The sequence below is a fragment of the Streptomyces sp. NPDC026500 genome, assembly GCF_055567635.1.
The window spans coordinates 48,293-73,205 of record NZ_JBVHQB010000014.1 but is presented as its reverse complement, the minus strand read 5'-3'; the positions used below and the strand labels follow the sequence as shown (position 1 = coordinate 73,205).

The window sequence follows — 24,913 nt, the reverse complement described above, 5'->3', positions numbered from 1 at the left end:
ACCAGGGGGCTGAGAGGGGTGGGTGCCCAGACGGGCCTTTCCTTCAGACCGCCACCGCGGTGCCGCCGGACGGGCACGGCCACCGCCATCGCCTCCGTCTTTCTTCTCGTGATCTCATCGCCCGCCATTCGTCATGCGAGCCATGCGGACTCCTTGTGACGTATGCGTGGGGAGACGTCCGAGCCGCCCGCGGCAACGGACGTGCCCGTGGTGCCGGGTGCGGCCGAATGCCCCAAGTGCCGGTGCACGAAGTGGATGGCCATCGCGCCCTCACCGGCCGCCGAGGCCACCCGCTTCACCGAGCCGCTACGGACGTCCCCTACCGCGAAGACCCCGGGCAGGCTGGTCTCCAGAGTCATGCAGGAGCGCCCGCGGCGGTCCCACACCTCGGGGTAGGCGCAGGCTTCCTGGGCCTCCGGGCCGGTGAGGACGAAGCCGCGGGAGTCGAGGGCGATGGTGCCGGCGAGCCACTCGGTGTGGGGGTCGGCGCCGGTGAAGACGAACAGGCCCCGTACCGCGAGTCGGCGGTGCCCGCCCGTGCGGTTGTCGACCACGTCGAGCTCCTCCAGCACCTCCTGGCCGATGACCTCGGTGACCTCGGTGTGCAGCATGACCTCCACCCGCGGATGGCGTTCGACCTGGTCGACCAGGTAGCGGGACATATTGGCCTCAAGGCTGGGGCCTCGGACCAGCAGGCACACCTTCGGCGCGTACCCGGCGAGGAACAGCACCGCCTGGCCCGCCGAGTTGCCTCCGCCGACGACGGCCACCGGGTCGGTGCGGCACTGCTGGGCCTCGTAGACGGTCGCCGAGTAGTGGACGCTCGTTCCCTCCAGGCGTTCGATGCCGGGCACCCGGAGCCGGCGATAGCGGGCACCCGTGGCCAGGACGACGGCGCGGGCGGCGATCTCGCTGCCGTCGGCGAACGCCACCACGTAGTGGTCCTCGTCCTTGGGATGGAGACCGGTCGCCTCTACCGGAATGCTGATCCTGGCGCCGAACTTGTCGGCCTGGAGCACGGCGCGTTCGGTGAGTTCGGCGCCGGAGATGCCGGCGGGGAAGCCGAGCAGATTCTCGATGCGGGACGACGTGCCGGCCTGGCCGCCGGTGGCCATCGCCTCCACCACGGTGGTGCTCAGGCCCTCGGAGGCGGCGTACACCGCGGCAGCGAGGCCGGCGGGTCCGGAGCCGACGATGAGGACGTCGCCGTGACGGTTTCCGGCGGGCAGTGACGGCAGGCCGATGAGCCGGGCCAGTTCCGCGTTGCTGGGGTTGCGCAACAGGGCGGTGTCCCGCCAGATGACGAGCGGTGTCTCCTCCGGGCCGACGCCGAAGCGGCGCAGCAAGTCCTCGGCCTCCTCGTCGGTCTCCAGGTCGATCCAGCGGTGCGGCAGCCGGTTGCGGACGGCGAACTCGCGCAGCCGCCTGGTGTCGGGCGAGTAGCGCGAGCCGATGATGCGGAAGCCGACGCCCTGTCCGACGAGCAGCGCGCGACGGCCCAGACACGCGCGCAGCACAACGTCCCCGATGGTGGAGTCCTGGGACACCAGGTGGCGCAACTGGTCCAAGGAGACGACGAGGACCTCGCCCGGCTCCCTGGCGACAGCGGTGTAGAAGGCCACCTGCCCGTTCAGCAGCCCGAGTTCACCGATGAAACGACCGGGGCCGTGCACGCGCAGCACGTGCTCCTCGGGAGTGCCGTAGCCCTCGACGACGGCGACGGTACCGCTGAGGACGACGAAGAACGTCTCGCAGCGCTCCCCCTCCCGGATCAGCACGTCGTTCGGAACCATGCTCCGGCGTTGCCCGTGCTCCGCCAGACGTGCTGTCTGGTCCTCCGTCAGGCGCGGATACGCGCCGTGGATGTCCGGGGTCTCCCAGAAGACGGCCTCGTCCGCTTCCTCCGGCACCGGTTCTCCGCCCGGCAGCGGCTGGTCACCGGACATCAGACGAACGCCTCGTGAACGTAGCACCAGCGCCATTCCTCGCCGGGCTGGAACGACTGCACGATCGGATGTGCGGCGGCAGCTGCGTGCTTACGCGCATGCTTGTTCGGCGAGGAGTCACAGCAGCCGACGTGCCCGCAGGTCAGGCAGAGCCTCAGGTGGACCCACGGGGAGCCGAACAGCAGACACTCCTGACACCCTTCTGGGGTCAGCGGCTGGACCGGCCGGACAAGCGCGAGGTGGGGGTCTGCGTGCAGGGTCATCCGGATCACCCTTCCCGGGCCGTGATCGACTGTTCCACCCACTGGCGCAGAACGGGGGCGGGCGCCGCCCCCGCCTGCCGGGCGACCGTCTCGCCCTGGTCGAGGACGAGCAGTGTCGGTACCGCCTGGACCTCGAAACGCTGCGACAGCCGCGGGTTCTTGTCGATGTCGACCTTGACGAGTTTGATGCGGCCGGCGAGATCGGTGGCGACCTTCTCCAGCGCGGGGCTGACCATGCGGCAGGGGCCGCACCAGGTGGCCCACAGGTCGACCACGACGGGGACGTCGGCCCGCTCGGCGACCTCGGTGAAGTCGTCGTCGCCCGCGTCCACCATCCACGGCAGGGGCTGCTTGCAGTGGCCGCACTTGGGGCGGCCCTCCGCGGCCACGGGCACCCGGTTGGTGCGCCGGCAGTTCGGACAACTGACGGTCGTCGCCTGCATCGTGCTCATGCCGCCCGCGCTCCCTTCACGTCCTCGGGCTGGTCGTAGGTGACCACCAGCTCTCCGTGTTCGGCGTCGACGCGGACCGTCGCGCCGTCCTGGACGTCGCCGCGCAGCAGGGCGCGTCCGACCAGTGTCTCGACCTCGTGGGAGATGTAGCGGCGCAGTGGCCGGGCCCCGTACACCGGGTCGTAGCCCTGGTGGGCGATCACTTCCCGGGCGGCGTCGGTGAGTTCGACGGTGATGCGGCGTTCGGCGAGCCGCTGCCGCAGTTCGTCGAACTGCAGCTCCACGATCCGCTCGATCTGCCGCTCGCCGAGCGGTTTGAACAGCACGATGTCGTCGACGCGGTTGAGGAACTCCGGGCGGAAGTGCCCGCGCAGCTCGCCCATCACCAGGGCGCGGGCGTCGGGCTTGATCTCACCTTCGGCGGTGGCGCCGTCGAGGAGGTGCTCGGAGCCGATGTTGGACGTCATGATGATCACGGTGTTGCGGAAGTCGACGGTGCGGCCCTGCGCATCGGTGATGCGGCCGTCATCGAGGATCTGCAGCAGGGTGTTGAAGACATCGGTGTGCGCCTTCTCGATCTCGTCGAACAGCACGACCGAGTACGGCTTGCGGCGTACGGCCTCGGTGAGCTGGCCGCCTTCCTCGTAGCCGACGTATCCGGGCGGTGCGCCCATGAGCCGGCTGACGGTGTGCCGCTCCTGGTACTCACTCATGTCGAGGCGGACCATGTTCTCCTCGGAGTCGAACAGAGTCCGGGCGAGCGTCTTGGCCAGCTCGGTCTTCCCGACGCCGGTGGGGCCGAGGAAGATGAACGAGCCGATGGGGCGGCGAGGGTCGCGGATGCCGGAGCGCGCGCGGATGATGGCGTCGGCGACGAGCTTGACGGCTTCGTCCTGGCCGATGACGCGCTCGCGCAGGATCTCGTCGAGGCGCAGCAGTTTCTCGCGTTCGCCCTCCTGGAGGCGGGCGACCGGGATGCCGGTCCAGGCGGCGACGATCTCGGCGATCTCCTCCTCGGTGACGACCTCGCGCAGCAGCCGGTTCTGCCCTTGCTTGGCGGCCAGTTGCTCCTCCTCTGCGGCAAGTCGGCGCTCCAGGTCCTGGAGCCGGCCGTAGCGGAGTTCGGCGGCGCGGTTGAGGTCGTAGGCGCGTTCGGCCTCCTCCGCCTCGTGACGGACCTGCTCCAGTTCCTGGCGCAGTTCCTGCACACGGCGGATCGCCTGCCGTTCGGCCTCCCACTGGGCGTGTTTGGCGTCTGCCTCGCCGCGCAGGTCGGCCAACTCCCTGCGCAGCTCCTCCAGGCGGGTTTTGCTGGCGGGGTCGGTCTCCTTGGACAGGGCCGCTTCCTCGATCTCCAGGCGGGTGACGCGGCGGGTGATCTCGTCGAGTTCGGCGGGCATCGAGTCGATCTCGGTACGCAGCCGGGCGCACGCCTCGTCGACGAGGTCGATGGCCTTGTCGGGCAGGAATCGATCGGTGATGTAGCGGTGGCTGAGGGTGGCCGCGGAGACCAGCGCGGTGTCCTGGATCTTCACGCCGTGGAACACCTCCAGGCGTTCGCGCAGTCCGCGCAGGATGGAGATGGTGTCCTCCACGCTCGGCTCGCCGACCAGGACCTGTTGGAAGCGGCGTTCGAGGGCGGCGTCCTTCTCGATGTGCTTGCGGTACTCGTCGAGGGTGGTGGCGCCGATCATGTGGAGTTCGCCGCGGGCGAGCATCGGCTTGAGCATGTTGCCCGCGTCCATGGCCCCTTCGGCGGCGCCCGCTCCTACGACGGTGTGGAGTTCGTCGACGAAGAGCAGGATGCGCCCCTGGGCGGCCTTCACCTCGGACAGCACGGCCTTGAGGCGTTCCTCGAACTCGCCGCGGTACTTGGCACCGGCGACCAGGGAGCCCATGTCGAGGGCGAACACCGTCTTGTCGCGCAGGCCCTCGGGGACGTCGCCGCGAACGATGCGCTGGGCCAGGCCCTCGACGATGGCGGTCTTGCCGACGCCGGGGTCGCCGATGAGGACGGGGTTGTTCTTGGTCTTGCGGCTGAGGATCTGGGTGACGCGGCGGATCTCCGCGTCACGGCCGATGACCGGGTCCAGCCGCCCGGACCGAGCCTCGAGGACCAGGTCGCGGCCGTACTTCTCCAGAGCCTCGTAGGCCACTTCGGGGTTGGCGGAGGTGACGCGCTGGTTGCCGCGGACCTGGGTGAGCGCGCTCAGGAACGAGTCCCTGGTGATGCCGGCCTTTTTGAGCAGTCGCCCGGCGGCGGTCGAAGAGCTCTCCTCAGCCAGTGCGAGCAGGAGGTGCTCCACGGACACGTACTCGTCCTTGAGGCGTTTGGCCTCCCGTTCGGCGGCGTCGAGCAGCCGGGAGAGGCGCTGGGTGACGAAGACCTGGCCGGGCGCCGCGCCGGGGCCTGTGACCTTCGGGCGGCGGGAGAGTTCCTCGCGCACGGCAGCGCGCAATTCCATCGGCTCGGTGCCGGCCTGTTGCAGCAACCGCGGGATCAGACCGTCCTCCTGATCGAGAAGCGCGAGCAGCAGGTGTTCCCCGTCGACCTCGGTGTGCCCCATGCCGACGGCCGCGGTCTGGGCCTCCTGGAGGGCTTCCTGGGACTTCTGGGTGAGACGGTTCATGTCCATGGGGGTGTTTCACTCCTCGTGCCGCGGCCGCGCAGGGCGGCTTCGAGCAGGCTGATGCGGTCGAGCAGGTCGAGCACCAGGCCGATGGATGCGTAGTTGAGGCACAGTCCGGTGCGCAGCCGCTGGATGCGGGCAAGGACCGCCGGGGCCGTGGGGTCGAACACCAGGTGCCCCGCGGCGTCGCGTTCGGCGTCGACAAGGCCGAGGGCGACGAACCGGCGGATCAGATCGGGGTGGAGGCCCGAGCGACGGGCCACGGCGTCGAGGGAGAGCCTGGGGGCGGGCACGAGCGCGTACCGGACAACCGTCGAGGCGGTGATGTCGGCGCCCGTTCGTACCGGACGGGCGCCCCCGCCGGCCCAGCCGATGCCTGCCGCTCCCGTGGGTCGGTCGTTCATCGCGTCCTCCTGGGGTCGAACGAGGAAGTGGCGGCGAGCTCCTCGAACAGTTCGCGCTCCCGGTCGCCGAGGGTGGGCGGCACCATGATGCGGAGTTCGGCGTACAGGTCGCCGTTCGCGCCGCGCGGGTTCGGCATGCCCTCGCCACGCAGCCGCAGCCGCCGGCCGCTGGACGAACCCGCGGGCACCGTGACCTTGGCCGTGCTGCCGCCGGGCGTGGGCACCGGCACGGTCGCACCCAGGGCCGCCTCCCAGGGGGCGACCGGGACCTGGATGTGCACGTCGCGGCCGTCCAGCCGGAACCGGGGGTGGGGCTGGATGCGCACCCGCAGGTACAGGTCGCCCGCGGTGGCATCACCACTGCCCCGGCCGCCCTCGCCCGCCAGCCGGATGCGCTGTCCGTCGGTGACGCCCGGGGGCACGTCGACCTCGTACCGCCGCGGCTGCCCGGTGGGACCGGCGAGCGTGACGGTGCGACGGCCGCCTCGGTACGCCTCCTCGACGGTGAGCGGCAGCTCGGCCTCCTGGTCCGCGCCGGGGACGCCGCCTGGGGCGGCGCCGGCTCCGAACATGGAGCCGAGCAGGTCCTCGATGTCAATGCCCTCCGCGCCGAAGTCGTCGCCGAAGCCGGTGGCGTATCGGACACGGGGGCCGCCCGCGCCCGCGGTCCTCCGACCACGGAAGCCGCCGCCCGCTCCGGCCGCGACCCGTTCGTCGAAGTCCTCGGGGATCTTGCGGAAGTCCTCGCCGAAGCGGTCGTAGCGGGCCCGGGTCTTGGGATCGGACAGGACGCTGTGTGCCTCGTTGAGGTCCTTGAAACGCTCCTCCGCCGCGGGGTCCTTGTTGACGTCGGGGTGGTACCTGCGGGCGAGTTTGCGATACGCCTGCTGGATCTCGTCCTGGCTCGCGCTCCGCGACACGCCGAGCACCTCGTAGTAGTCCCGTGCCATCGCCGGTCACTCCCGCTTCGCGACGGTCACCGCGGCCGGCCTGAGCTGCCTCTCGCCGTCGCCGTAGCCGGGGCGCAGCACCTCGACGACCGTGCCCGGTGGGGCGTCCGGGTCCTGGACGACGCCGACCACCTCGTGCCGGGCCGGGTCGAAGGCGACGCCGGTCTCCGCGTACCGCGGGTAGCCGAGCAGTTCGAGGACGTTCACCGCCTGGTCGCGTACGGCCCGGACGCCCTCCACGATCGCGCCCGGATCGGCGCCGGCATGGGTCAGGGCGAGTTCGAGGTTGTCGAGGACGGGCAGGAAGGCGGCCGCCGTGCGGGACCGCTCGACGGCTCGTTCGCGCTCCAGTTCCCTGGCGTGACGCTTGCGAAGGTTGTCGAGGTCGGCGAGTGCGCGCCGCCAGCGGTCCTCCAGTTCCCGGATCGCGGTCATGTACTCGTCCTCGGCGGGCGCGGGGCCGGCGGCGTCGGGTCCCGGTTCGCCGTTCGCCGCTTCCGGCCGGGTCGGCGGGCCCGGTTGCGGCAAATCCCCGCGAGGAGGGCGTACGGCGCCGTCTGGGACCGGTCCGACCGGATCCGAACCGGCCCGGTCGGGTTCCTGGGGGTGGTTGGGCATGGCGCGCCTCAGCCCTTGTCGAATTCGGCGTCGATGACATCATCGTCGCCACCGGCGCCGCCGCTCGTGGGACCACCGGTGGCGGCATCCTGGCCGGGACCGCCGTCCGCGGTGGCGGCGCCCTGATGGGCCGCCAGCCCGGCGAACACCTGCTGGAGTTCGGAGGTCAGGGGCCGCACGCGCTCCACGCCCGCCTCTTCCTTGACCGCCGCCCGGGCGTCGGACACGAGCATCTCGGCGCGTGCCTTCTCGTGCGCGGGCGCTGCGTCGCCCAGTTCGGTGAGACGCTTCTCGACCTGGTACGCGATGGCGTCGAGTTCGTTGCGGGCGTCGACGGCCTCGCGGAGTGCATGGTCCTGGTCCTGGTTGCGCTCGGCCTCCTGGACCATGCGTTCGACCTCACTGCGGTCCAGGTTGGAGCTCTCGCTGATGGTGATGCCCTGTTCCTTGCCGGTGTCCCGGTCGCGGGCCTTGACGTTGAGGATGCCGTTGGCGTCGATGTCGAAGGTGACCTCGATCTGTGGTTCGCCCCGCGGCGCCGGCCGGATGTCGGAGAGCTGGAACCGGCCGAGCACCCGGTTGTCGGCGGCCCGCTCGCGCTCGCCCTGGAGGACCACCACATCGACGGCGGGCTGGTTGTCCTCGGCGGTGGAGAAGGTCTCGCTGCGGCGCACCGGGATGGTGGTGTTCCGCTCGATGATCTTCGTCATCACTCCGCCGCGTGTCTCCAGGCCCAGCGACAAGGGTGTGACGTCGAGCAGCAGGACGTCCTTGACCTCGCCCTTGAGCACCCCGGCCTGGATCGCGGCACCCAGGGCCACGACCTCGTCGGGGTTGACGCTCATGTTGGGTGCCTTGCCGCCGGTCAGCCGACGGACCAGAGCCTGGACCGCCGGGATACGGGTGGAGCCGCCTACGAGGATGACCTCGTCGATGTCGCTCTCGCCGACCTTGGCGTCGGCCATGGCCTGCTGGACCGGTCCCAGGCAGCGCTCCACCAGGTCGCCGGTGATCTGCTCGAACGTGGACCGCATGATCGAGTCGGTGAGGTGCTTGGGCCCGGAGGCGTCGGCGGTGATGAACGGCAGGCTGACCTGCGTCTGCGTCACCGAACTGAGCTCGGTCTTGGCCTTCTCCGCCGCCTCGAACAGTCGTTGCAGCGCCTGCGGGTCCTTGCGCAGGTCGATGCCGTTCTCCTTCTGGAAGTCGTCCGCGAGGTAATCAACCAGACGCCGGTCGAAGTCGTCGCCGCCCAGGTGGCTGTCGCCGGCGGTGGAGCGCACCTCCACCACACCGTCGCCGACGTCGAGGATGCTCACGTCGAAGGTGCCGCCGCCCAGGTCGAAGACGAGGACGGTCTCGTGCTCCTTCTTGTCCATGCCGTACGCGAGGGCCGCCGCGGTCGGCTCGTTGATGATCCGCAGCACCTCCAGTCCCGCGATCCGTCCGGCGTCCTTGGTGGCGGTGCGCTGAGCGTCGTTGAAGTAGGCGGGCACCGTGATGACCGCCTCCGTGACCTTCTCCCCGAGCTGCTTGGAGGCGTCGTCGGCGAGTTTGCGCAGCACCTGTGCGCTGATCTCCTCAGGCGCATAGAGCTTGTCGCGCACCTTGAAGCGAGCCGCCCCGCCGTCGCCTTCGACGACGTCGTACGCCACCGCCCTGGCCTCGTCGGAGATCTCGTCGAAGTGCCGGCCGATGAACCGCTTGGCCGAGTAGATGGTGCCCTTCGGGTTGAGGATCGCCTGGCGCCGGGCCAGCTGGCCCACCAGACGTTCCCCGGTGTCGGTGAAGGCCACCACGGACGGTGTCGTGCGGTTGCCCTCACTGTTGGGCACGACGGACGGCTCGCCGCCCTCCCACACGGCGATTACCGAGTTGGTGGTGCCCAGGTCGATGCCCACTGCCTTGGCCATGAGGAACTCCTCCCGGTACGGCGCCTGCGTCGACTCTCCGGATCACGTTCGTTCAGGTAGGGGGTGGGACCTCCGCCGGTTTCCTACCTGTGCGCACGGAGCGTCTCGAGCACTCCCCAGGGTGACGAACCGGGTGGCTCCACGCCTGCGCCTGGCGAGTCAGGAATGCACGGGTCCGGTCGCCCCACGAGTACGAGAGGAGGAATCCGAACCCCTCGGATGAGGCAGCCCTGAAGCAGGTACCACCGCTCGCCTGTAGGCTCGAGGAGAACGGAGTGATCCCATGGCCAGCAGCCGGGCGCACCACCTGTACCGCCGCTGCTCCGGCCGGGAGGGCAGCCTTCCGCGGGGCAGCGCCGGGCGGCACCCCGCGGCCTCGCGGAGAGGGTCCCGCCCACCCGCTCCAACCCCGGCCGATCATGCCCTCCGCGAACTGATGGTGCTCTCCCGCGCCCTGTTCGACACCCCGGACGAAGGCGAGATCCTGCGCCTGGCCATGGACCACATAGCCGCCGCGGGGCCATACAGCGCCGAGGCCGGATACCTCAAGGTGGACGGCGACCTGGTTCCCAGCCCGAGGAACGGGCAGACGCATGCCTCGGTCGTGGGCCGGAGGGTGCGGGAGCTGGCCGGGCACGACGGCCCTGTGACCGTACCCGGCAGGCCCTGGGGCCGGGCCCTGGGGCTACGGGGACTTGAGAGGCTCCACGGATACCTCGTGGTGACGTCCCGCTCCCGGCCCACCGAGGCCGAGCGATCCCTGCTCGCCACGCTCGTCCGGCACACCGCTGCTGCACTGTCAGTCGCCTTCGCACACCGCCGGCAACGCGAGGACACGCTGGAACTGCACCGGCTGAGAGACGAACGCACAGCCCTCCAGCGGCGGCTGATCTGCGTCGTGGCTGAGCTGGGGTACCAGCGAGCCGTTCACGGGCTCTTGGCCGACGTCGCCGCCTCGAGCGGCGGCGAGGAAGCCATCACCCGCGCACTGCACAGGCTCACTGGACTCCCCGCGCTGGCCGAGGACCGCTTCGGTCGGCTGAGGTCCTGGACCGGCCCCAGCCGCCCCGACCCCTATCCCGAACCGGACCCCGCGCGCCAGGACGAAATGCTGCACGCCGTCGCCCGTCAGGCCGGGCCGGTGCGGATAAAGGACCGGCTGATCACCCTGGTCCGCCCGCACGGCGAGATCCTGGGCGTGCTGGCCCTGGTCGATGCCCGGGGCGAGGCCGACGAGCACACCGTGCTCGCGCTGGAACACGCCGCCGCGTCGCTCGCCCCGGAGCTGACGCACCTGCGCAATCTGGCCGAAGTGGAACTGAGGCTGCATCGCGAGCTGGTCGACGACCTCCTGGCAGGGACGGACGAGGCGAGCGCCTACGCCCGGTCCGAGGTAGTCGGACACGACCTGCACCGCAGCCACTACATCGTCGTGGTGCAGTGGCCGAACCGGACTGCGGACGATTCCTTCGCGCAGACCGTAGGACGGGCGGCCGCTGCCGTGGGCATGCGCTCGCTGCTGACCCGACGTTCCGACCACGTGGTCCTGGTCGCCGACGACAGACCGCACGCCCGCGCGTTGTACGAGGCGCTCGCCCGGGAGACCGGGACACGGTCCGGGACGATCGGGGTGAGCGCCCCTTGCGACTCCCTGACCGACATCCCCCACCACTACCAGGAGGCGCAGCGCGCCCTGGAAGTGCGCCGCCACTCCCGCAAGCGCTACGGCACGACGTTCTTCGACGAGCTCGGCCTCTACCGCATCCTGGGGCCTGGCAACGATTACCGGGAACTGGAGACGTTCGTCCAGGAGTGGCTCGGGCAGCTCATCGACTATGACTCCCGGCACCACACGGCCATGGTGGAGACCCTGTCCCGGTACTTCGACTGCGGCGGCAACTACGACGAGACCGCGGACTCCCTCGCGATCCACCGCAGCACGCTGCGCTATCGGCTCCAGCGCATCCGCGACATCAGCGGCAACGACCTCGCGAACGTCGAGGACCGGCTGAACCTCCAGGTGGCGACCCGAGTGTGGAAGATCGTGCTGGGCGGCCCCGGCTGATGCCTCGCTGGAATCTTTGTGCGATCGGAGTCAGTGGCAGTAGGGCGAGCTGCCCAAGATGTCGCGGCCGGAGCGAGGCGGCCGCAGGGGCCCGGACAGACACCACCGACGGGAGAGGCCCGGGCCACGTCATCGCCCTGTGACGCCCGGGCCGCGGCCCGGGCGTCACAGGGCGATGACGTGGAGGTCGACCAGGTCGAGCAGCGCCCGCAGGGCCGAGCTGGGCCGCCGGGTCGACGACGTGCCGAGATGCATGCTCCAGCGGAGCATGGTGCCGTGGACGTCCAGGACGTGCAGGCCGGGGGTGCGGGCAACGGCGAACGCGGGCAGGAAGGCGATGCCCAGACCGTGCCGGACCAGTGCCGCCCCCATGTCGATGTCGGGCACTTCCAGAGCCACCCGGCGTACGACGCCCGCCGCAGCGAACGCCCGGTCGACCACCTCGCGGTTGCCGTAGCCCGGCGGGAAGTCCACGAAGGGTTCCCCCGCGAGGTCCGCAAGTGCCACCTCCCCCCGCTGCGCGAGCGGATGGGCGGCGCTCACCACCAGGACGAGCGGCACGGTGGCCAGCTCCCGTGCGTCGATCCCGGCGGGTTTGTGCTCGGGCAGCGACAGGAAGGCCACGTCCAGGTCCCCGCTGAGCAGCGCGTGCGCCAGTCCCGCCGATCCGGTCGTCGCCAGCCGCAGCCGGACGTCGATCGCCGGATGCCGCGCGTGCAACTGTCCGAGGAGCGCAGGCAGGTCCACCACCTCGACCGAGGCCATGGCGCCCACGTTCACCGTGCCGCGCAGCGTGTCCTGTGCCTCGCGCACGGCGTCCTGAGCCGCCTGGGCGGCGTGCAGGGTGGCCCGAGCCTCCGGCAGGAGCGCCGCGCCCGCCCCGGTGAGCCGGACCTGCTGCGACGTGCGCTCGAACAGCGCGCAGCCGAGCTCGCGCTCCAGGGAGCGGATCGCGGCGGACACCCCGGACTGCACCACGTGCAACCGACGGGCGGCACGCGTGAAACTCAGCTCCTCGGCGACCGCGATGAAGTGCTCCAGCTGACGTAGCTCCACACGAGAAGTATCACTCGCATTGCTCGAGCCCAGCAAAAACATTCGTTGGCATTGATCCCCGCTGGTGAGGAGGATGGAAAACGCCATCCACTTCCGCCCGAGGAGGGGTACCCCTGCCTGCCGTACCGACGCCGCTCAGCCGTCCCACAGCCCACGCTCCCGGCGACCCGACCCACCGGATACCAGCACCCGCTCCCGCCGACCTGCCGCCCCGAGCCCCCGCCCGGCGCCGTGCCTCGCACACGACCGGCTTTTGGTTCGTGGCGGTGGCCTTCACCGTGCTGATGGCCTTCGGCACCGCGCCGACCCCGCTGTGGCCGCTGTACGAGGCCCGGGACCACTTCGGCGCGACCACGGTCACGGTGGCGTACGCCTCGATGGTCGTGGGCGCAGCGGCCGCCTTCCTCGGACTGGGACACCTGTCGGACCGGCTCGGCCGGCGGCGCATCATCGTCCCGGCGCTGCTGGTCGGCATCGTCGCGTCGGTCGTACTGATCGCGTGGCGGGACCTGCCGGGGCTGATCGCGGGCAGAATCCTGAACGGCGTCGGACTGGGGCTGATGGCCTCGACCGCGACGACGTACCTGCACGACCTCCACCACGAGGCCCGGCCGGAACGGACGGGTTCGGTGCTGCCCGGCATCGTGGCCACCGCCGCCAACCTCGGCGGTCTGGCCGCAGGCCCCCTGGTCGCCGGAGCTGCCGCCGAGTGGCTTCCCACGCCCCTGATCACCACCCAGGCGATCTTCACGCTCGCCATGGCCGTGTGCCTGGCGCTGGTGCTGTCCACCCCGGAGACCGTGGACCTGGAGCTGCCCGCGGCCGAACCGCCCAGCAGGTTCGTCCTGCGCCCCGGCGGCCGGCGGACGTTCGGCGCGGCCGGCGCGCTGGGCGCCTTCGCCTTCGCGATCCTCGGCCTGATCTCCTCCCTCGGGGCGAGCGTGCTCCACGGCACCCTGCACACCGACTCGCACCTCATGGTCGGCCTGGCTGCCTTCCTCATGTTCGGTTCCGCGGCGGCCGCCCAGCTGGTGCTGGGCCGCCTCCCACTGCCCCGGGTCCTGACCGTGGGGGCGGTGGTCTTCCCGGTCGGCCTGGTCCTGTGCGCCGTCGCCCTCTACCACCCGGCGCTCTGGCTCTACCTGGTCGCCGTGTCCCTGTCGGGAGCCGGCTCCGGGCTGCTCTTCAAGGGAGGCGTCGAACGTGCCGTTTCAGTGGCCGAGCCCGCCTCACGCGCAGGGGTCCTCGCCATGTTCTTCGTCGTCGCGTATCTGGGAATGGGCCTGCCCTCCGTCCTGTTCAGCATCGCCCTGCGGCATTTCGCCGTGCAGACCGCGATGATCGGCTTCGCGGCGGTCCTCTCCTGCGGCGCCGTTGTGTCGGTCGCCGTCGCGTTGCGCGACCGCGCACCCGGTCCCGGCACGCTCCCCGCTCGCTCCGCTCGCGCCTCCTGACCTCCCTGCGGCGTATCACCGGTTGTCCGGGAGGCGCGGACCTGGGCACTCGGTGCGGGCGCGCGTGACGGCACGTCCTTCGACTGAACCCGGTGCACCGCAGGTTCCGGGCGCACGCGGGCCGTGTATCGAAAATGGATCTTGGGCTGTGAATGATCACGGTTCATGGGGCGGGGAGATCTCACGGACGAGCAGTGCGCGGTGCCGGAGCTATTGTTGCCGAAGGGTGCCAGGGAGGCGCGGCCTCCTGTCTGGCCTCGACGTCAGTCGATCGACGGCATCCGTTCCGGGTCCGTACCGGTGTTCCGTGGCGGGACGTGCCCGTCGAGTACGGGCCGTGGGGCCGGGTCTACGAGCTGGTCCGCCGATGCCAGCGCGCGAGCCGGGCCGCGAGATAGGGCGCGGTGGCGCTGCGGCGCGCCCTCGCCACCTTGGCCGGCGGGCCCGCCGCGACCACCCGCCCGCCCGCGTCGCCGCCGCCCGGCCCGAGGTCGATGACCCAGTCGGCGATGGCGATCGTGTCCAGGTCGTGCTCGACGAGGACGACCGTGTTGCCGGCGTCGACGAGCCGGTGCAGTTGTCGCAGCAGCAGCGCGATGTCCGAGGGGTGCAGCCCCGCCGTCGGCTCGTCGAGCAGGTAGAGCGCGTGCCCGCGGCGGGCTCGCTGCAGTTCGGTGGCCAGTTTGATGCGTTGCGCCTCACCACCGCTGAGTTCCGTCGCGGGCTGCCCCAGCCGCAGGTACCCCAGTCCCACCTCGCGCAACGTCTCCAGACTGCGGGAGGCGGCCGGGACGTCGGACAGGAACTTGGCGGCGGCGTCGACGGACAGCTCCAGCACTTCCGCGATGTTCTTGTCGCGGTAGGTGACTTCCAGCGTTTCGGCGTTGTACCGGGCGCCCTGGCAGGTCGGGCACGGCGCGTAGGTGCCGGGCAGGAAGAGCAGTTCGACCGCGACGAATCCTTCGCCCTGGCAGGTCTCGCAGCGCCCTTCGGGCACGTTGAAGGAGAACCGTCCGGCCGAGTAACCGCGCGCCCTGGCCTCGTCCGTCGCCGCGTACAGCTTGCGCACCGCGTCGAACATCCCTGTGTACGTGGCCAGGTTGGACCGGGGAGTCCGGCCGATGGGCGGTTGGTCGACCAGGACCAGCCGGTCGAACGACTCGACCCCCGACGCGTCCTGGACGTCGACCTCCAGCTGCGCCTCGTCGGGCTCCTCGGGTACGAGTCCGAGGTGGCCGCGGACGACCTCGGCGAGCACCTGCGTCACCAGCGTCGACTTTCCGGAACCGGACACGCCCGTCACCGCCGTCAGTACGCAGAGCGGTACGTCGACGGACACGTCGTGCAGATTGTGGCGGGAGACGCCGCTCAGGTGCAGCCAGCCGTGCGGTGTGCGCGGGCGGTGATCGAGCGGCTGGGCGCGCCCGAACAGGTACTGGCTCGTGGCCGACTCCCCGACCCTCTCAAGACCGGCGACCGGGCCGCTGTACAGCACGCGTCCGCCGCCCTCACCCGCGCCGGGGCCGATGTCGACCACCCAGTCCGCCCGCCGTACGACGTCCATGTCGTGCTCCACGACGAACAGCGAGTTGCCCGCCGCCTTGAGGCGGTCCAGCACGTCCAGCAGCGGTTCCGCGTCAGCCGGGTGCAGGCCCGCGGAGGGTTCGTCGAGGACGTAGACGACGCCGAACAGCCCCGAGCGCAGCTGGGTGGCGATCCGCAGGCGCTGCGCCTCGCCGGGCGACAGGGTCGTCGAGCGGCGCCCGAGGCTGAGATATCCGAGGCCCAGGTCGAGCAGTACGTCGACCCGCGCGACCAGATCGCCGCAGATCCGGACCGCGACCTCGGTCGTCTCCCCGGATCGGGCGGTCGACGTGGTTGCGTCGGCCTCGGACCGCCCCGCGACGGGCCGCAGCAGCGCCACGACCTCGGTGAGCGGCATCGCGTTGATCTCGGCGATGGAACGTCCGGCGAAGGTCACGGCGAGCGCCTCGGGCCGCAGTCCGCTGCCATGACACTCGGGGCAGGGCACACTCCTGACGAACCGGAGCGCCCGCTCCCGCATCTTCTCGCTCTTGGAGTCGGCGAGGACGTGCATGACGTGCTTGCGGGCGCTCCAGAACTTCCCCTGGTAGCCGTAGTCGACGCGGTCCTCCTCCGGCTCGATGTACACGGAGGGCTGCTCGTCCGTGTACAGCAGCCAGTCCCGGTCCTTCTTCCTGAGCCTGCGCCACGGTCGGTCGATGTCGATCCCCAGGCCGCTCACGACACTGCGCAGGTTGGCGCCCTGCCAGGCGCCCGGCCAGGCGGCGATCGCCCCCTCGCGGATGCTCAGCGAGGGGTCCGGGACGAGCAGGTCCTCGGCGACGTCGTGCACGACGCCCAGTCCGTGGCACTCCGGACAGGCCCCGGCCGCGGTGTTGGGTGAGAACGACTCGGCCTCCAGCCGTGCGGCCCGGGGCGGATAGGTGCCGGCGCGGGAGTACAGCATGCGCAGCAGATTGGACAGCGTGGTGATGGTGCCGACCGTCGAGCGCGAGCTGGGCGACCCGCGTCGCTGCTGCAGGGCCACGGCGGGTGGCAGTCCGGTGATTTCCTGCACGTGCGGTGCGCCGACCTGTTGCAACAGCCTTCGCGCGTACGGTGCTACGGACTCGAAGTAGCGCCGCTGGGCCTCCGCGTAGAGCGTGCCGAACGCGAGCGAGGACTTGCCCGAACCGGAGACGCCGGTGAAGGCGACCATCGCGTCCCGCGGAACGTCGACATCGATGTTCCGCAGGTTGTTCTCACTGGCGCCCCGGACATGCACGAAGGGATCGGTCGCGTCCTTGTTCACCGTTCCTGACTACCTGATCGCACCGGGAACCGCGCGACAGGCGCCGTCACCGGGCTGCCCCGCTCACACGAGCGTCCGGAGAATCCCGGTATGAGCCGCGGGGTGGCCGGTGGCGCGGCGTGCGGTGCCGACCGGGGTGGCGCGGAGCGGGTGTTCGCGGTGGCGCACGCAACCGTGGCCCGGTGGTGGAGCAGGCCCTGTGCGGGGAGGACGAGGAGACCTGACCGTACCGCCTGCACCTGCCGGCAGGGGCCAGCGTGTCACGCGGCGTCGGCGATACCTCGGGGGCATCCTGTGGGCACGGGCGGTCGCGGGGGCAGCCGACGAGAAGGAGTCATGCGGGTGTCGTCTCGGGGCGTTACGGTCGTGGCTCTCCTGGCGGATCCCGACGCGCCCACGGAGATCGCGCAGCGCATGGCCCGGATACTTCCTGCTCGGCTCGCCGACAAGTCAGGCCAGGGACGACGGTTCGACGTCGAAGTGGTCAGTGAGCCCTTCACCGCAGGGACCGAGGACCCACCCACCTTGATGCGCCGGATCATGGACCGCGGAAGAGCGGAGAGTTGGGACATCCTCGTGGCCCTCACCGACCTTCCGCTGCACTCACACGGGCGTAAGCTCGTTTTGGATCTGAGTCACGAACACGGTTTGGCCCTGCTGTCTCTTCCTCCGCTGGGGGGCTTGCGTCTGCAGACGAGAGCCCGGCGGGCCGTGGAAGAAGCCGTGCTCAGCTTGGCGGCCCCGCGGGCCACCGGGGCTGAGGGACCTCCGCGGAGCCAGCTTCTGGGGCCCTTCGTCAGTCGCCTCGCGCCCATTCACCCGGGCCAGGTCGGTGAGGAGGAGACCGCTGATCTTCGGTACGTCGTCAGCGGACCGCGCGGTTACCTGAGGGTGCTCGTCGGTATGGTCCGCGCCAACCGGCCGTGGCGCTTGGTGCCGGGCTTGTCGAAAGCCCTGGCGGCCGCACTCGCCACGGGAGCAGCCGCCACTGTGAACTCCACCATCTGGAACCTGGCCGAGTCCCTGAGCGCGCCACGCCTCGTGATCGCCACGGTCGGGTCCGTCGCGCTCATGATCGGCTGGCTGATCGTGGACGCGCAGCTGTGGCATCGATCGGCAGAGGTCTCTCGGGAGGCGAGGCAGAGGGCGAGGCTCTACAACGCCTCGACGGTCATGACCGTGGGTATCGGGGTGCTCGTCTGCTACGTGGGTTTGATCGTCGTCAACTTGGTGTGGGCCCTGTTCATCCTCAACGCCCAAGTGTTCGCCTCCACGACACGAACCCCGCTTCACGCCGCGGAATACTGGACGTTGTCCTGGTTCGTCGCTTCGGTCGCCACGGTGGGCGGGGCGCTGGGATCAGGCTTGGAGAGCGACGAGGCGATCCGGGCAGCCGCCTACTCCAAGCGCGAACAGGAGCGCCGCCGAATACTCCAAGACGACGACGGCGACTAGCCCTAGGAGTTGTCCGGCCGATCATGTGACTGTTCCAACGCCTCGCGCGGTGCGGTGCAGCTCGGGCTCGCGCAGGCCCTCGCCTCCGCGCGACAGACGGTGGCCATGCGGCTGGCCGACCAGGTCGACGGCGACACCGAGGTCGGCGCCGAGCTCGTGGCCAAGGAGGCCGAGCGACATGGCCACCGACACCGCCCTCGCGGTTCTCGGGGCCAGTCCGGCGGCGGCCCGGAGGCGCTGCGCCTGCCCGTGTGGAACGCGCTCGCCGAACGGGCCGACGCGCTGCGCCGCCCTGCCCCGACGGCCTGAGACTCACTCATGAAGAGTGTGCCCCGATCGGCGTGTCCCGAAGATCGAACTGCCGCACACGCTGCGATATTCGCAGAGGAGTTGGCATGAAGGCACGAATCGAAGGAGGAGCCATGGTGCGGGTCGGACTGTTGGTCCGGGTACAGGCGAAACCGGGCAAGGAAGCAGAAGTAGCACAGTTCCTGACAGACGCGCAGGCGATCGTCGACCAGGAGCCCGACACCCGCGCCTGGTTCGCCATCCAGTTCGACGTGTCCACGTTCGGCATCTTCGACGTGTTCCCCGACGACGCGGGTCGACAGGCGCACCTGGCCGGAGGCGTGGGCACGGCGCTCGGGGAGCGGGCAACGGAGCTGTTCACCGTGTCGCCCGCGATCGAGAGCGTCGACGTACTCGCATCCAAGCTCCCGACATGACCCCGGACGGATCAGCAGGACACGAGAGATGACGCAGCGAGCGGACGGCCGGACTCGTCGCCGCGTACCGCGCGGGGCGCCGTGCCCTACGCTCCACGCGTGCGATACGTCTCTGGTGCGGCGAGTGGCCAAGGCCGTCGGGGAGCCAGTCACCATAGACGCCGATTCCTGGGCCGACACGCGCTTCGCCGACAAGCGCCATAGGCTCTGGGAAACCCCCGCCGGCACTCCCGTTTCCATCGCGGGCATGAGCCCGGTGATCGGCGCCACGTCCAGGTGGACATCGTCTACACCCCCGCCCACCTACGCGGTCGCCGTGACGGCGGAGGTGAGCCGGGCCGCGGTGGCCGCGGGCGCGAGGGACGTGGTCCTGTTCGCGGACCTGTCCAACCCCGCCAACAATGCTCTCTACCAGCGCCTCGGTTATCGCACGGTCACCGATTGGGCGGCGTACGACTTCTTGTCCAGCCAGGACTTGTCCGGGCGATCAAGTTCGTAGCCGAATGACCAGGGCTGCTGCTGTGGCGGTGCCGAGGAAGACGTACCCGCGCTTGTCGCAACGGGGCCTGTTGCTGACCGGCAGAAACGGCCGCAACCGCTCCCACTCAGCATCCGTCGGATCACCCCGCCCCATGTCCACATCAACGACCCGGACGCGGAACACCACATGATCGGCCGGACAACTCCTAGCTGGTGACCCGAGTCGGAGATTCGTTGGTGGCTGGTGGTTGGTGGTCGTCGGTGGTTGGTGGTTGGTCGTCGTCCGTGTACGAAGATTCCGCTGATCGATCGGTGCGTGGTTGTTTCGCGTGAAGGGCCTACCTACGGGGACTCGAAAGGCCCGCCGCCGGAGCGCCGAAGCTCCGCCGGGCAGGCCCCCGGCGGCACCGCCGTTCCACTTGAACCGGGTGAACGGCCCACAGAGGCATGCCGGAGCCATGGGCCCCGTCGCACCAACTCCCGGGAGTCAGGCTCGGTACGCCGTCTCCATCGCACCCGTGCTGCGGTCATGCCGCGGCACCGAAGGAAGCGATCATGAAAGCAGCGGTATATGAAGGCCCGCGAACGGTCACGGTGAAGGACGTACCGGACGCGAAGATCGAACACCCCTGCGACATCATCGTCAAGATCACCACTACCAACATCTGCGGTTCGGACCTGCACATGTACGAGGGCCGCACCTCGTTCGAGTCCGGCCGCACCCTGGGACACGAGAACATGGGCCAGGTCGTGGAGGTCGGCCCGGCCGTCCGCAAGGTCCAGGTCGGCGAGTATGTGGTCCTGCCCTTCAACATCGCCTGCGGCTTCTGCAAGCAGTGCGAGCGGGGTCTGACCAACTACCGCCTGACCATGCAGCCGGAACCGGCTCTCGCCGGAGCCGCCTACGGGTTCGCCGGCATGGGCCCCTACCAGGGCGGCCAGGCAGAACTGCTGCGCGTGCCCTACGGCGACTTCAACGCGCTGCGTCTGGGTGAGGACGCCGCCGAGCGGCAGACCGACTACGTCATGCTCGCCGACATCTTCCCCACCGGCTATCACGCCACCGAGATGGCCCACGTCAAACCGGGCGACCAGACGATCGTCTTCGGGGCCGGCCCCGTCGGGCTTATGGCGGCCTACTCCGCCCTCCTCAAGGGCGCCGGCCGCGTCTGGGTGGCCGACCACCAGCCGGACCGGCTGCGCAAGGCGGAGGAGATCGGGGCCATCCCGATCAACCCCGCCGAGCAGAAGCCGGCGGAGGTCGTCAAGGAGGCCACCCTCGGCCTGGGCGCCGACAACGACTGCGAGTGCGTCGGCTACCAGGCACACGACCCCGAGGGACATGAGGACGCCAGCCTCACGCTCAACGGACTGATCGACTCGGTCAGGTTCACGGGCGACATCGGTGTGGTGGGCGTGTTCCTGCCCCAGGACCCCGGCGGTGCCGAGGCCCAGGGGGAACTGGAGGCGCAGGGCAAGGTCCCGATCGACTTCGGCATGATGTGGTTCAAGGGCCAGCGCATGGGCACCGGGCAGGCGCCGGTGAAGAGGTACAACCGGGCGCTGCGGGATCTGATCGCCGGCGGGAAGGCAACGCCGAGCTTCGTCGTCTCCCACGAACTCAGCCTGGACGAGGCCCCCACCGCCTACGAACACTTCGACGCCCGTGACGAGGGCTGGACCAAGGTGGTCCTGCACCCGAACGGACACGGGAACGGCCACAAGCGGTAGGCGACCCGGGGCCGCCGTCCCGCCCGTCCTGCGGCCGGGGCTGGGGACAATCGCCCGCGCTCCGGTCGGACCTGAACCAACGGCGATTGCCCGCGCTCCGGCCCGGTAGGACGGACGGCGGACGCTCAGCAGTGGCCGCCGTGGCTGCACCCCGTCCAGCGGCTGCGGCCGCCGGCCTGTTCGCGGGGCGGGTGCGAGGCTTCCCTGCCCGAGGGTTGCCGCACCTCAATCAGGCCGATGCGACCCGGCAGGGTGTTCCGGCTAGGCTCACACCCGTGACGTGGCTGCGGGCCTTCGGAGAGGTCGTACGATCCGGGCTCACGATCGAAGAGACGCGGCTGGAGCCCCTGTTCGCGCTGCGCACGGCCGCGGGGATGGCGATCGTCATCGGGTCGGCGCTGTGGCTCGTCTCCCCTGCGTATGCCGCGTCCGCCGCCCTCGGTGCCTACTCCGCGGGTGGCGCCACCTTCCAGCGCACCTGGCGTCCACGCAAGGTGATCGCGCTCGGCGCGGGCGCGGGTCTGGCCCTCAGCACCTTCGTGGGCTACCTGGCGGCGGGCCGACTCGTGACGTTCCTCCCACTGCTGGCCGTATGGGCCTTTGTCGCGGGGATGGCGTGGGCCGTCGGACCGACCACTGGGATCGTCGCAGCGACGACGGTCGGCAGCATGCTGGTGACCGTCACCCTGCCCACGAGCGTCGGGCGAGCCCTGGAGCACGCCGGGGTCATCGCGCTCGGGGGCGTGGTGCAGGCCGTGCTGATCCTGCTGTTCCCGATCCGCCGTTGGGGGGCGCATCGTGACGCGCTCGCCGACGCCCTGGCCGCCGTGGCGGACTACGCCCGCCGGTTGCGGCACGACCCGACCGCCCCGTTCGACCCGGAGCCGTTGATGACGGCCCGGGACGCGGCCACCGTGACGCCGTCACAGGCCCGCACCCGTCCCCCCGTCCTCCACGGCCCCCGAGGCCTCGCCGAGCGCATTCGGCCGGTCGTCGCCGCGCTCGCCGACCCGGACGTCGGCGCCCCGGCGGAGGGACCCGGGAGGGACCGCGCACGGGAGTTGCTCGACGCGGCCGCCGACGTCCTGGATGCGGCCGCTCGTTCGATCCGCCGCGGCGCTCCCGCCGAGGTGCGGCCCGGGAGCACGGACGTCCTGCGTGTCGACGAGGAGCACGAGGTGCTGGAGGGCCCCGCGCGGCAGGCCGCCGAGCGGCTCGTGGAACTGCTCGGCGAAGCGTTGGAGATCGCCGGGAGCGGCAGCGTCTCCGGGAGGACGCCCACGCCGCCCGGCTCGACGAGCGCCCAGTTCCTGGTGCGCCCGACAATGTTCCGGCTGGTCCCGGTCGTCGTCCGGGCGATCCGCCGTGAGCTCCGCCGGGACTCGCCCGTGTTCCGACACGCCGTCCGCCTGGCGGCGGTGGCCACGCTCGGCTATCTGATCGCCGCCCGGCTGCCCCTGGGCCACAGCTACTGGGCGCCCATCGCCTCGGTGATGGTGATGCGGCCGGACTTCCACCGGACGTACGCGCGTGCGGTGGCCCGTCTCGCCGGCACCCTGGCGGGGGTCGCGCTCGCCACCGGGATGGTGCGGGCCCTGGGCCCGGACGCCCATGTGTTCGGCGTGCTGGCGGTGGTCTCGGCGGGCCTGTCGTACACGCTGATCCGTACCGGCTACGCCTACTCCCAGTGCTTCACTGCCGCATACGTCGTCTTCCTGCTCGGCATGGGCGGCCAGGCATGGGAGCAGACGGTCCCGGAGCGGGTGGTGCTCACTTTGCTCGGCGGGACCCTGGCAATGCTGGCCTACGTGGTGTTCCCCGCGTGGGAGACGCCCCGGCTGCCGGGCCGGCTCGCGGACTGGCTCGCCGCCAACGGCCGCTACGCGGCCGCGGTGCTCCGCAACTACGCCGAACCGACCCGGGAGCATCACGCCGACATGCGCAGGGCGCTGCTGGCGAGCAGGGAGGCACGTGCCGCCTGGCAGGAGGCCTACGACCGGGCAAGGCAGGAACCGGTCCGCCCCAGGGGTCTGACGTCGCGCGAGGCGCAGGAGGCGCAGGAGGCGCTCAAGGGGTTCGGCCGTGCGGCGATGCTCATGGAGAGCCACGTCCCGCGGGCCGACAGCCGTTTCGTCCCCGAGGCGGAGCGTTTCGCCGAGGCCCTGGAGACGGACACCGCGAAGGCAGCAGTCGACGTGAGCGAGCACAGGAATCCGGACTGGGGGCGTGTGGAGGAGGCGCTCCACGCGTGGGAGAACGCTGCCGCCGGCAACCGGAGCCCGGTCGTGCGGCGCGAGGCGGAACTGCAAAAGCGGGCCTTGGAAGACCTCGCGACGGCCGTGAGTCGCACCCCCCTGGAACGGGACGTCGGCTCTGCTCGCGAGGAGCAGCGGGTGCGGGCGGCCGTGGCGGCGGAAGGTGAGGGATCGCCACCCGCGCACCGGGGTGGGTGACGAAGTCGGCCACGGGGAGCGCCGCGCCTCCTGGAGCGGCAAAGCACTCTCCCGGCCGCGTCGGGCGCCGCCACACGTACCCCGCTGTCGCCATTACGAGGCTTCAGCCCAGCCAGGGTGCCGCGGTGGTGACGCCGTGTCAGCGGTGGGGCGAGCGGTTGTCGGCGGTGGTTCCTCCCTCGGCGGGAAGGACGGTGAGCCGCGTGCGACCGAGCCGTTCTTCAGTGCGAGGGGCCGTGGGCGCGGGTGATGATCGAGTTGCGGCAGCAGGCGGGTCGGCGTTCGCCGACAAGTCAGTGATCACGCCTTGCGTCCGCATGGGGCGCCAGGTCAGCAAGCGGAGTCTCTGCTGCGACGCATGCTGACCTTTTGCTGACCTCGGGCGAGCCGACAGGGCGCTGAACTGCCCAAACGTCCAAGTACTAGATCTTGGACTTGAACAGAGTACGCAGCACTTTGGACTCCTGGAAGACGGCTCCCTGCCCGCTTTTTGCAGGTCAAGGGCGGCCCACACTGTACATCGACACGCCCTGAACTCGAAGACTTCCAGGAACATCGTGCGCTGCTGCGGCCGGGCACCCCGCCTGCGCATTTCTGCGCCGACCAGGCTGCCGCGGGGCCACCGACTCGGCCATATACGAAAACCCGTGCGGACTGATGCTGAGTGGACGCTGACTTACCTGACGTCTCGTCAGGCGAGTTGGGGATCGGTAGCACGCGGCCCGCCCAGAGTCGATTCGGCCCCTGCCCGTAGACGAGTGCGAGCTTGGAGCGGGACCGAGGGGTGGACTCACTTGGTATCGCCACGGTGAGCAGGCGCGCCGGGGTCTGCCCAAGCGTCGGTATCACCTGGGCTCAGGGCCATGGTTGAGAAGAGAAGGCGCGGACCGGCACTCTCGGTAGCGTGACCATCTGCCGCAGGGAGTGTCCATGTGTCTGGCTGGTCCGACGGCTTCCGACGGAAAGTGATAAGGCTGCAATGAGTGAACTGACAAAACCCGAGGTCGACGTTCCAGAGGGTGACGCTCCTACCGAGCTGGCCATCCGGGACCTGGTCGTCGGTGACGGGGCTGAGGTCAAGCCGGGCATGGTGGTCAGGGTCCACTATGTCGGGGTGACTTTCGAGTCCGGGAAGGAGTTCGATGCCTCCTGGGACCGGGACCAGCCGTTCAAGTTCGCCCTGGGCAGCGGCAAGGTCATCAAGGGCTGGGACCGGGGAGTGAGGGGGATGAAGGTCGGCGGTCGGCGCGAGATCATCGTCCCCCCGCGTTTCGGATACGGCAATCAGTCGCCCTCGCCGTTGATCCCGCCGGGCTCGACCCTGGTCTTCGTGGTGGACCTGCTGGACTCATATTCCAGCACAACCGGGTGGAGCAACGCCTAACTTGACTCTGTCGGGGATCTTGGAGTTTCGCGGTGCGCCTGCATGACCAGCGGGCATGCTCGGGGCTGTTATACGAGTACCGGTGAAGTCGTAGAGGG

18 protein-coding genes and 2 pseudogenes are annotated in these 24,913 nt (G+C 70.4%); 10 read left to right on the top strand and 10 right to left on the bottom strand.

The window, feature by feature from the left end:
* Nucleotides 1–131: 131 nt before the first annotated feature.
* The 8 genes from ACZ4N5_RS24865 to dnaK are packed head-to-tail and all read right to left on the bottom strand — an operon-like array spanning nucleotide 132 to nucleotide 9,176.
* Nucleotides 132–1,946, bottom strand: a complete 1,815-nt coding sequence (locus tag ACZ4N5_RS24865; protein WP_467759259.1) for an FAD-dependent oxidoreductase — start codon at nucleotides 1,944–1,946, stop codon at nucleotides 132–134.
* The gene (locus tag ACZ4N5_RS24860; RefSeq protein ID WP_467759258.1) at nucleotides 1,946–2,209 is read right to left on the bottom strand and encodes a UBP-type zinc finger domain-containing protein; all 264 of its coding nucleotides are present in this window, start codon (nucleotides 2,207–2,209) and stop codon (nucleotides 1,946–1,948) included. The genes ACZ4N5_RS24865 and ACZ4N5_RS24860 overlap by 1 nt, the downstream gene beginning before the upstream one ends.
* A gap of 5 nt (nucleotides 2,210–2,214) precedes the next feature.
* The gene (gene trxA / locus ACZ4N5_RS24855; protein WP_467759257.1) at nucleotides 2,215–2,661 is read right to left on the bottom strand and encodes a thioredoxin; all 447 of its coding nucleotides are present in this window, start codon (nucleotides 2,659–2,661) and stop codon (nucleotides 2,215–2,217) included.
* Entirely contained in the window at nucleotides 2,658–5,297 is a 2,640-nt protein-coding gene (gene clpB / locus ACZ4N5_RS24850; protein ID WP_467759256.1) for an ATP-dependent chaperone ClpB, read from the bottom strand. The genes trxA and clpB overlap by 4 nt, the downstream gene beginning before the upstream one ends.
* Nucleotides 5,288–5,695 carry a chaperone modulator CbpM gene (locus ACZ4N5_RS24845; protein ID WP_467759255.1) on the bottom strand — a complete coding sequence of 136 codons (408 nt, stop codon included), beginning with the start codon at nucleotides 5,693–5,695 and terminating at the stop codon, nucleotides 5,288–5,290. The genes clpB and ACZ4N5_RS24845 overlap by 10 nt, the downstream gene beginning before the upstream one ends.
* Nucleotides 5,692–6,645, bottom strand: a complete 954-nt coding sequence (locus tag ACZ4N5_RS24840; RefSeq protein ID WP_451174127.1) for a DnaJ C-terminal domain-containing protein — start codon at nucleotides 6,643–6,645, stop codon at nucleotides 5,692–5,694. Before ACZ4N5_RS24840 ends, ACZ4N5_RS24845 begins: the two co-directional genes overlap by 4 nt.
* A gap of 6 nt (nucleotides 6,646–6,651) precedes the next feature.
* Entirely contained in the window at nucleotides 6,652–7,263 is a 612-nt protein-coding gene (locus tag ACZ4N5_RS24835) for a nucleotide exchange factor GrpE (RefSeq protein ID WP_467759254.1), read from the bottom strand.
* 8 nt (nucleotides 7,264–7,271) lie between these two features.
* Nucleotides 7,272–9,176, bottom strand: coding sequence for a molecular chaperone DnaK (gene dnaK / locus ACZ4N5_RS24830; protein WP_467759253.1), 1,905 nt, complete (start codon nucleotides 9,174–9,176; stop codon nucleotides 7,272–7,274).
* 283 nt (nucleotides 9,177–9,459) lie between these two features.
* Here dnaK and ACZ4N5_RS24825 point away from each other — a divergent pair, with 283 nt between their 5' ends.
* A complete protein-coding gene (locus ACZ4N5_RS24825) occupies nucleotides 9,460–11,241 on the top strand; it encodes a PucR family transcriptional regulator (protein ID WP_467759252.1) in 1,782 nt (593 codons plus the stop codon).
* A gap of 165 nt (nucleotides 11,242–11,406) precedes the next feature.
* On the opposite strand, the gene ACZ4N5_RS24820 is transcribed toward ACZ4N5_RS24825, so the two are convergent.
* A complete protein-coding gene (locus tag ACZ4N5_RS24820; protein ID WP_467759251.1) occupies nucleotides 11,407–12,297 on the bottom strand; it encodes a LysR family transcriptional regulator in 891 nt (296 codons plus the stop codon).
* A gap of 266 nt (nucleotides 12,298–12,563) precedes the next feature.
* Between ACZ4N5_RS24820 and ACZ4N5_RS24815 the strand changes: the two genes are divergently transcribed.
* Nucleotides 12,564–13,751 carry an MFS transporter gene (locus ACZ4N5_RS24815; RefSeq protein WP_467759250.1) on the top strand — a complete coding sequence of 396 codons (1,188 nt, stop codon included), beginning with the start codon at nucleotides 12,564–12,566 and terminating at the stop codon, nucleotides 13,749–13,751.
* Between the two features lie 165 nt (nucleotides 13,752–13,916).
* Nucleotides 13,917–14,128: pseudogene (locus ACZ4N5_RS24810) on the top strand (transposase); the annotation flags it as partial.
* On the opposite strand, the gene uvrA reads toward ACZ4N5_RS24810, so the two are convergent.
* The gene (gene uvrA, locus ACZ4N5_RS24805) at nucleotides 14,101–16,587 is read right to left on the bottom strand and encodes an excinuclease ABC subunit UvrA (RefSeq protein WP_467759249.1); all 2,487 of its coding nucleotides are present in this window, start codon (nucleotides 16,585–16,587) and stop codon (nucleotides 14,101–14,103) included. The pseudogene ACZ4N5_RS24810 and the gene uvrA sit on opposite strands and share 28 nt — an antisense overlap.
* 942 nt (nucleotides 16,588–17,529) lie before the next feature.
* Between uvrA and ACZ4N5_RS24800 the strand changes: the two genes are divergently transcribed.
* From ACZ4N5_RS24800 to ACZ4N5_RS24770, 7 genes and pseudogenes are all read left to right on the top strand, one after another.
* Nucleotides 17,530–18,042 carry a hypothetical protein gene (locus ACZ4N5_RS24800; protein ID WP_467759248.1) on the top strand — a complete coding sequence of 171 codons (513 nt, stop codon included), beginning with the start codon at nucleotides 17,530–17,532 and terminating at the stop codon, nucleotides 18,040–18,042.
* 54 nt (nucleotides 18,043–18,096) lie between these two features.
* Complete coding sequence (locus ACZ4N5_RS24795; protein ID WP_467759247.1) at nucleotides 18,097–18,351, top strand: hypothetical protein; 255 nt, start codon at nucleotides 18,097–18,099, stop codon at nucleotides 18,349–18,351.
* 86 nt (nucleotides 18,352–18,437) lie between these two features.
* Nucleotides 18,438–18,767: a putative quinol monooxygenase gene (locus ACZ4N5_RS24790; protein WP_467759246.1), complete on the top strand. Its 330-nt coding sequence runs from the start codon at nucleotides 18,438–18,440 to the stop codon at nucleotides 18,765–18,767.
* Between the two features lie 113 nt (nucleotides 18,768–18,880).
* Nucleotides 18,881–19,266 (top strand): annotated as a pseudogene (locus ACZ4N5_RS24785) (GNAT family N-acetyltransferase); the annotation flags it as partial.
* A 536-nt stretch (nucleotides 19,267–19,802) separates the two neighbouring features.
* Nucleotides 19,803–20,978: a glutathione-independent formaldehyde dehydrogenase gene (locus ACZ4N5_RS24780; RefSeq protein WP_467759245.1), complete on the top strand. Its 1,176-nt coding sequence runs from the start codon at nucleotides 19,803–19,805 to the stop codon at nucleotides 20,976–20,978.
* A gap of 275 nt (nucleotides 20,979–21,253) precedes the next feature.
* Nucleotides 21,254–23,431, top strand: coding sequence for an FUSC family protein (locus tag ACZ4N5_RS24775; RefSeq protein WP_467759244.1), 2,178 nt, complete (start codon nucleotides 21,254–21,256; stop codon nucleotides 23,429–23,431).
* Between the two features lie 979 nt (nucleotides 23,432–24,410).
* Entirely contained in the window at nucleotides 24,411–24,815 is a 405-nt protein-coding gene (locus ACZ4N5_RS24770) for an FKBP-type peptidyl-prolyl cis-trans isomerase (protein WP_326784219.1), read from the top strand.
* Nucleotides 24,816–24,913 lie beyond the last annotated feature (98 nt).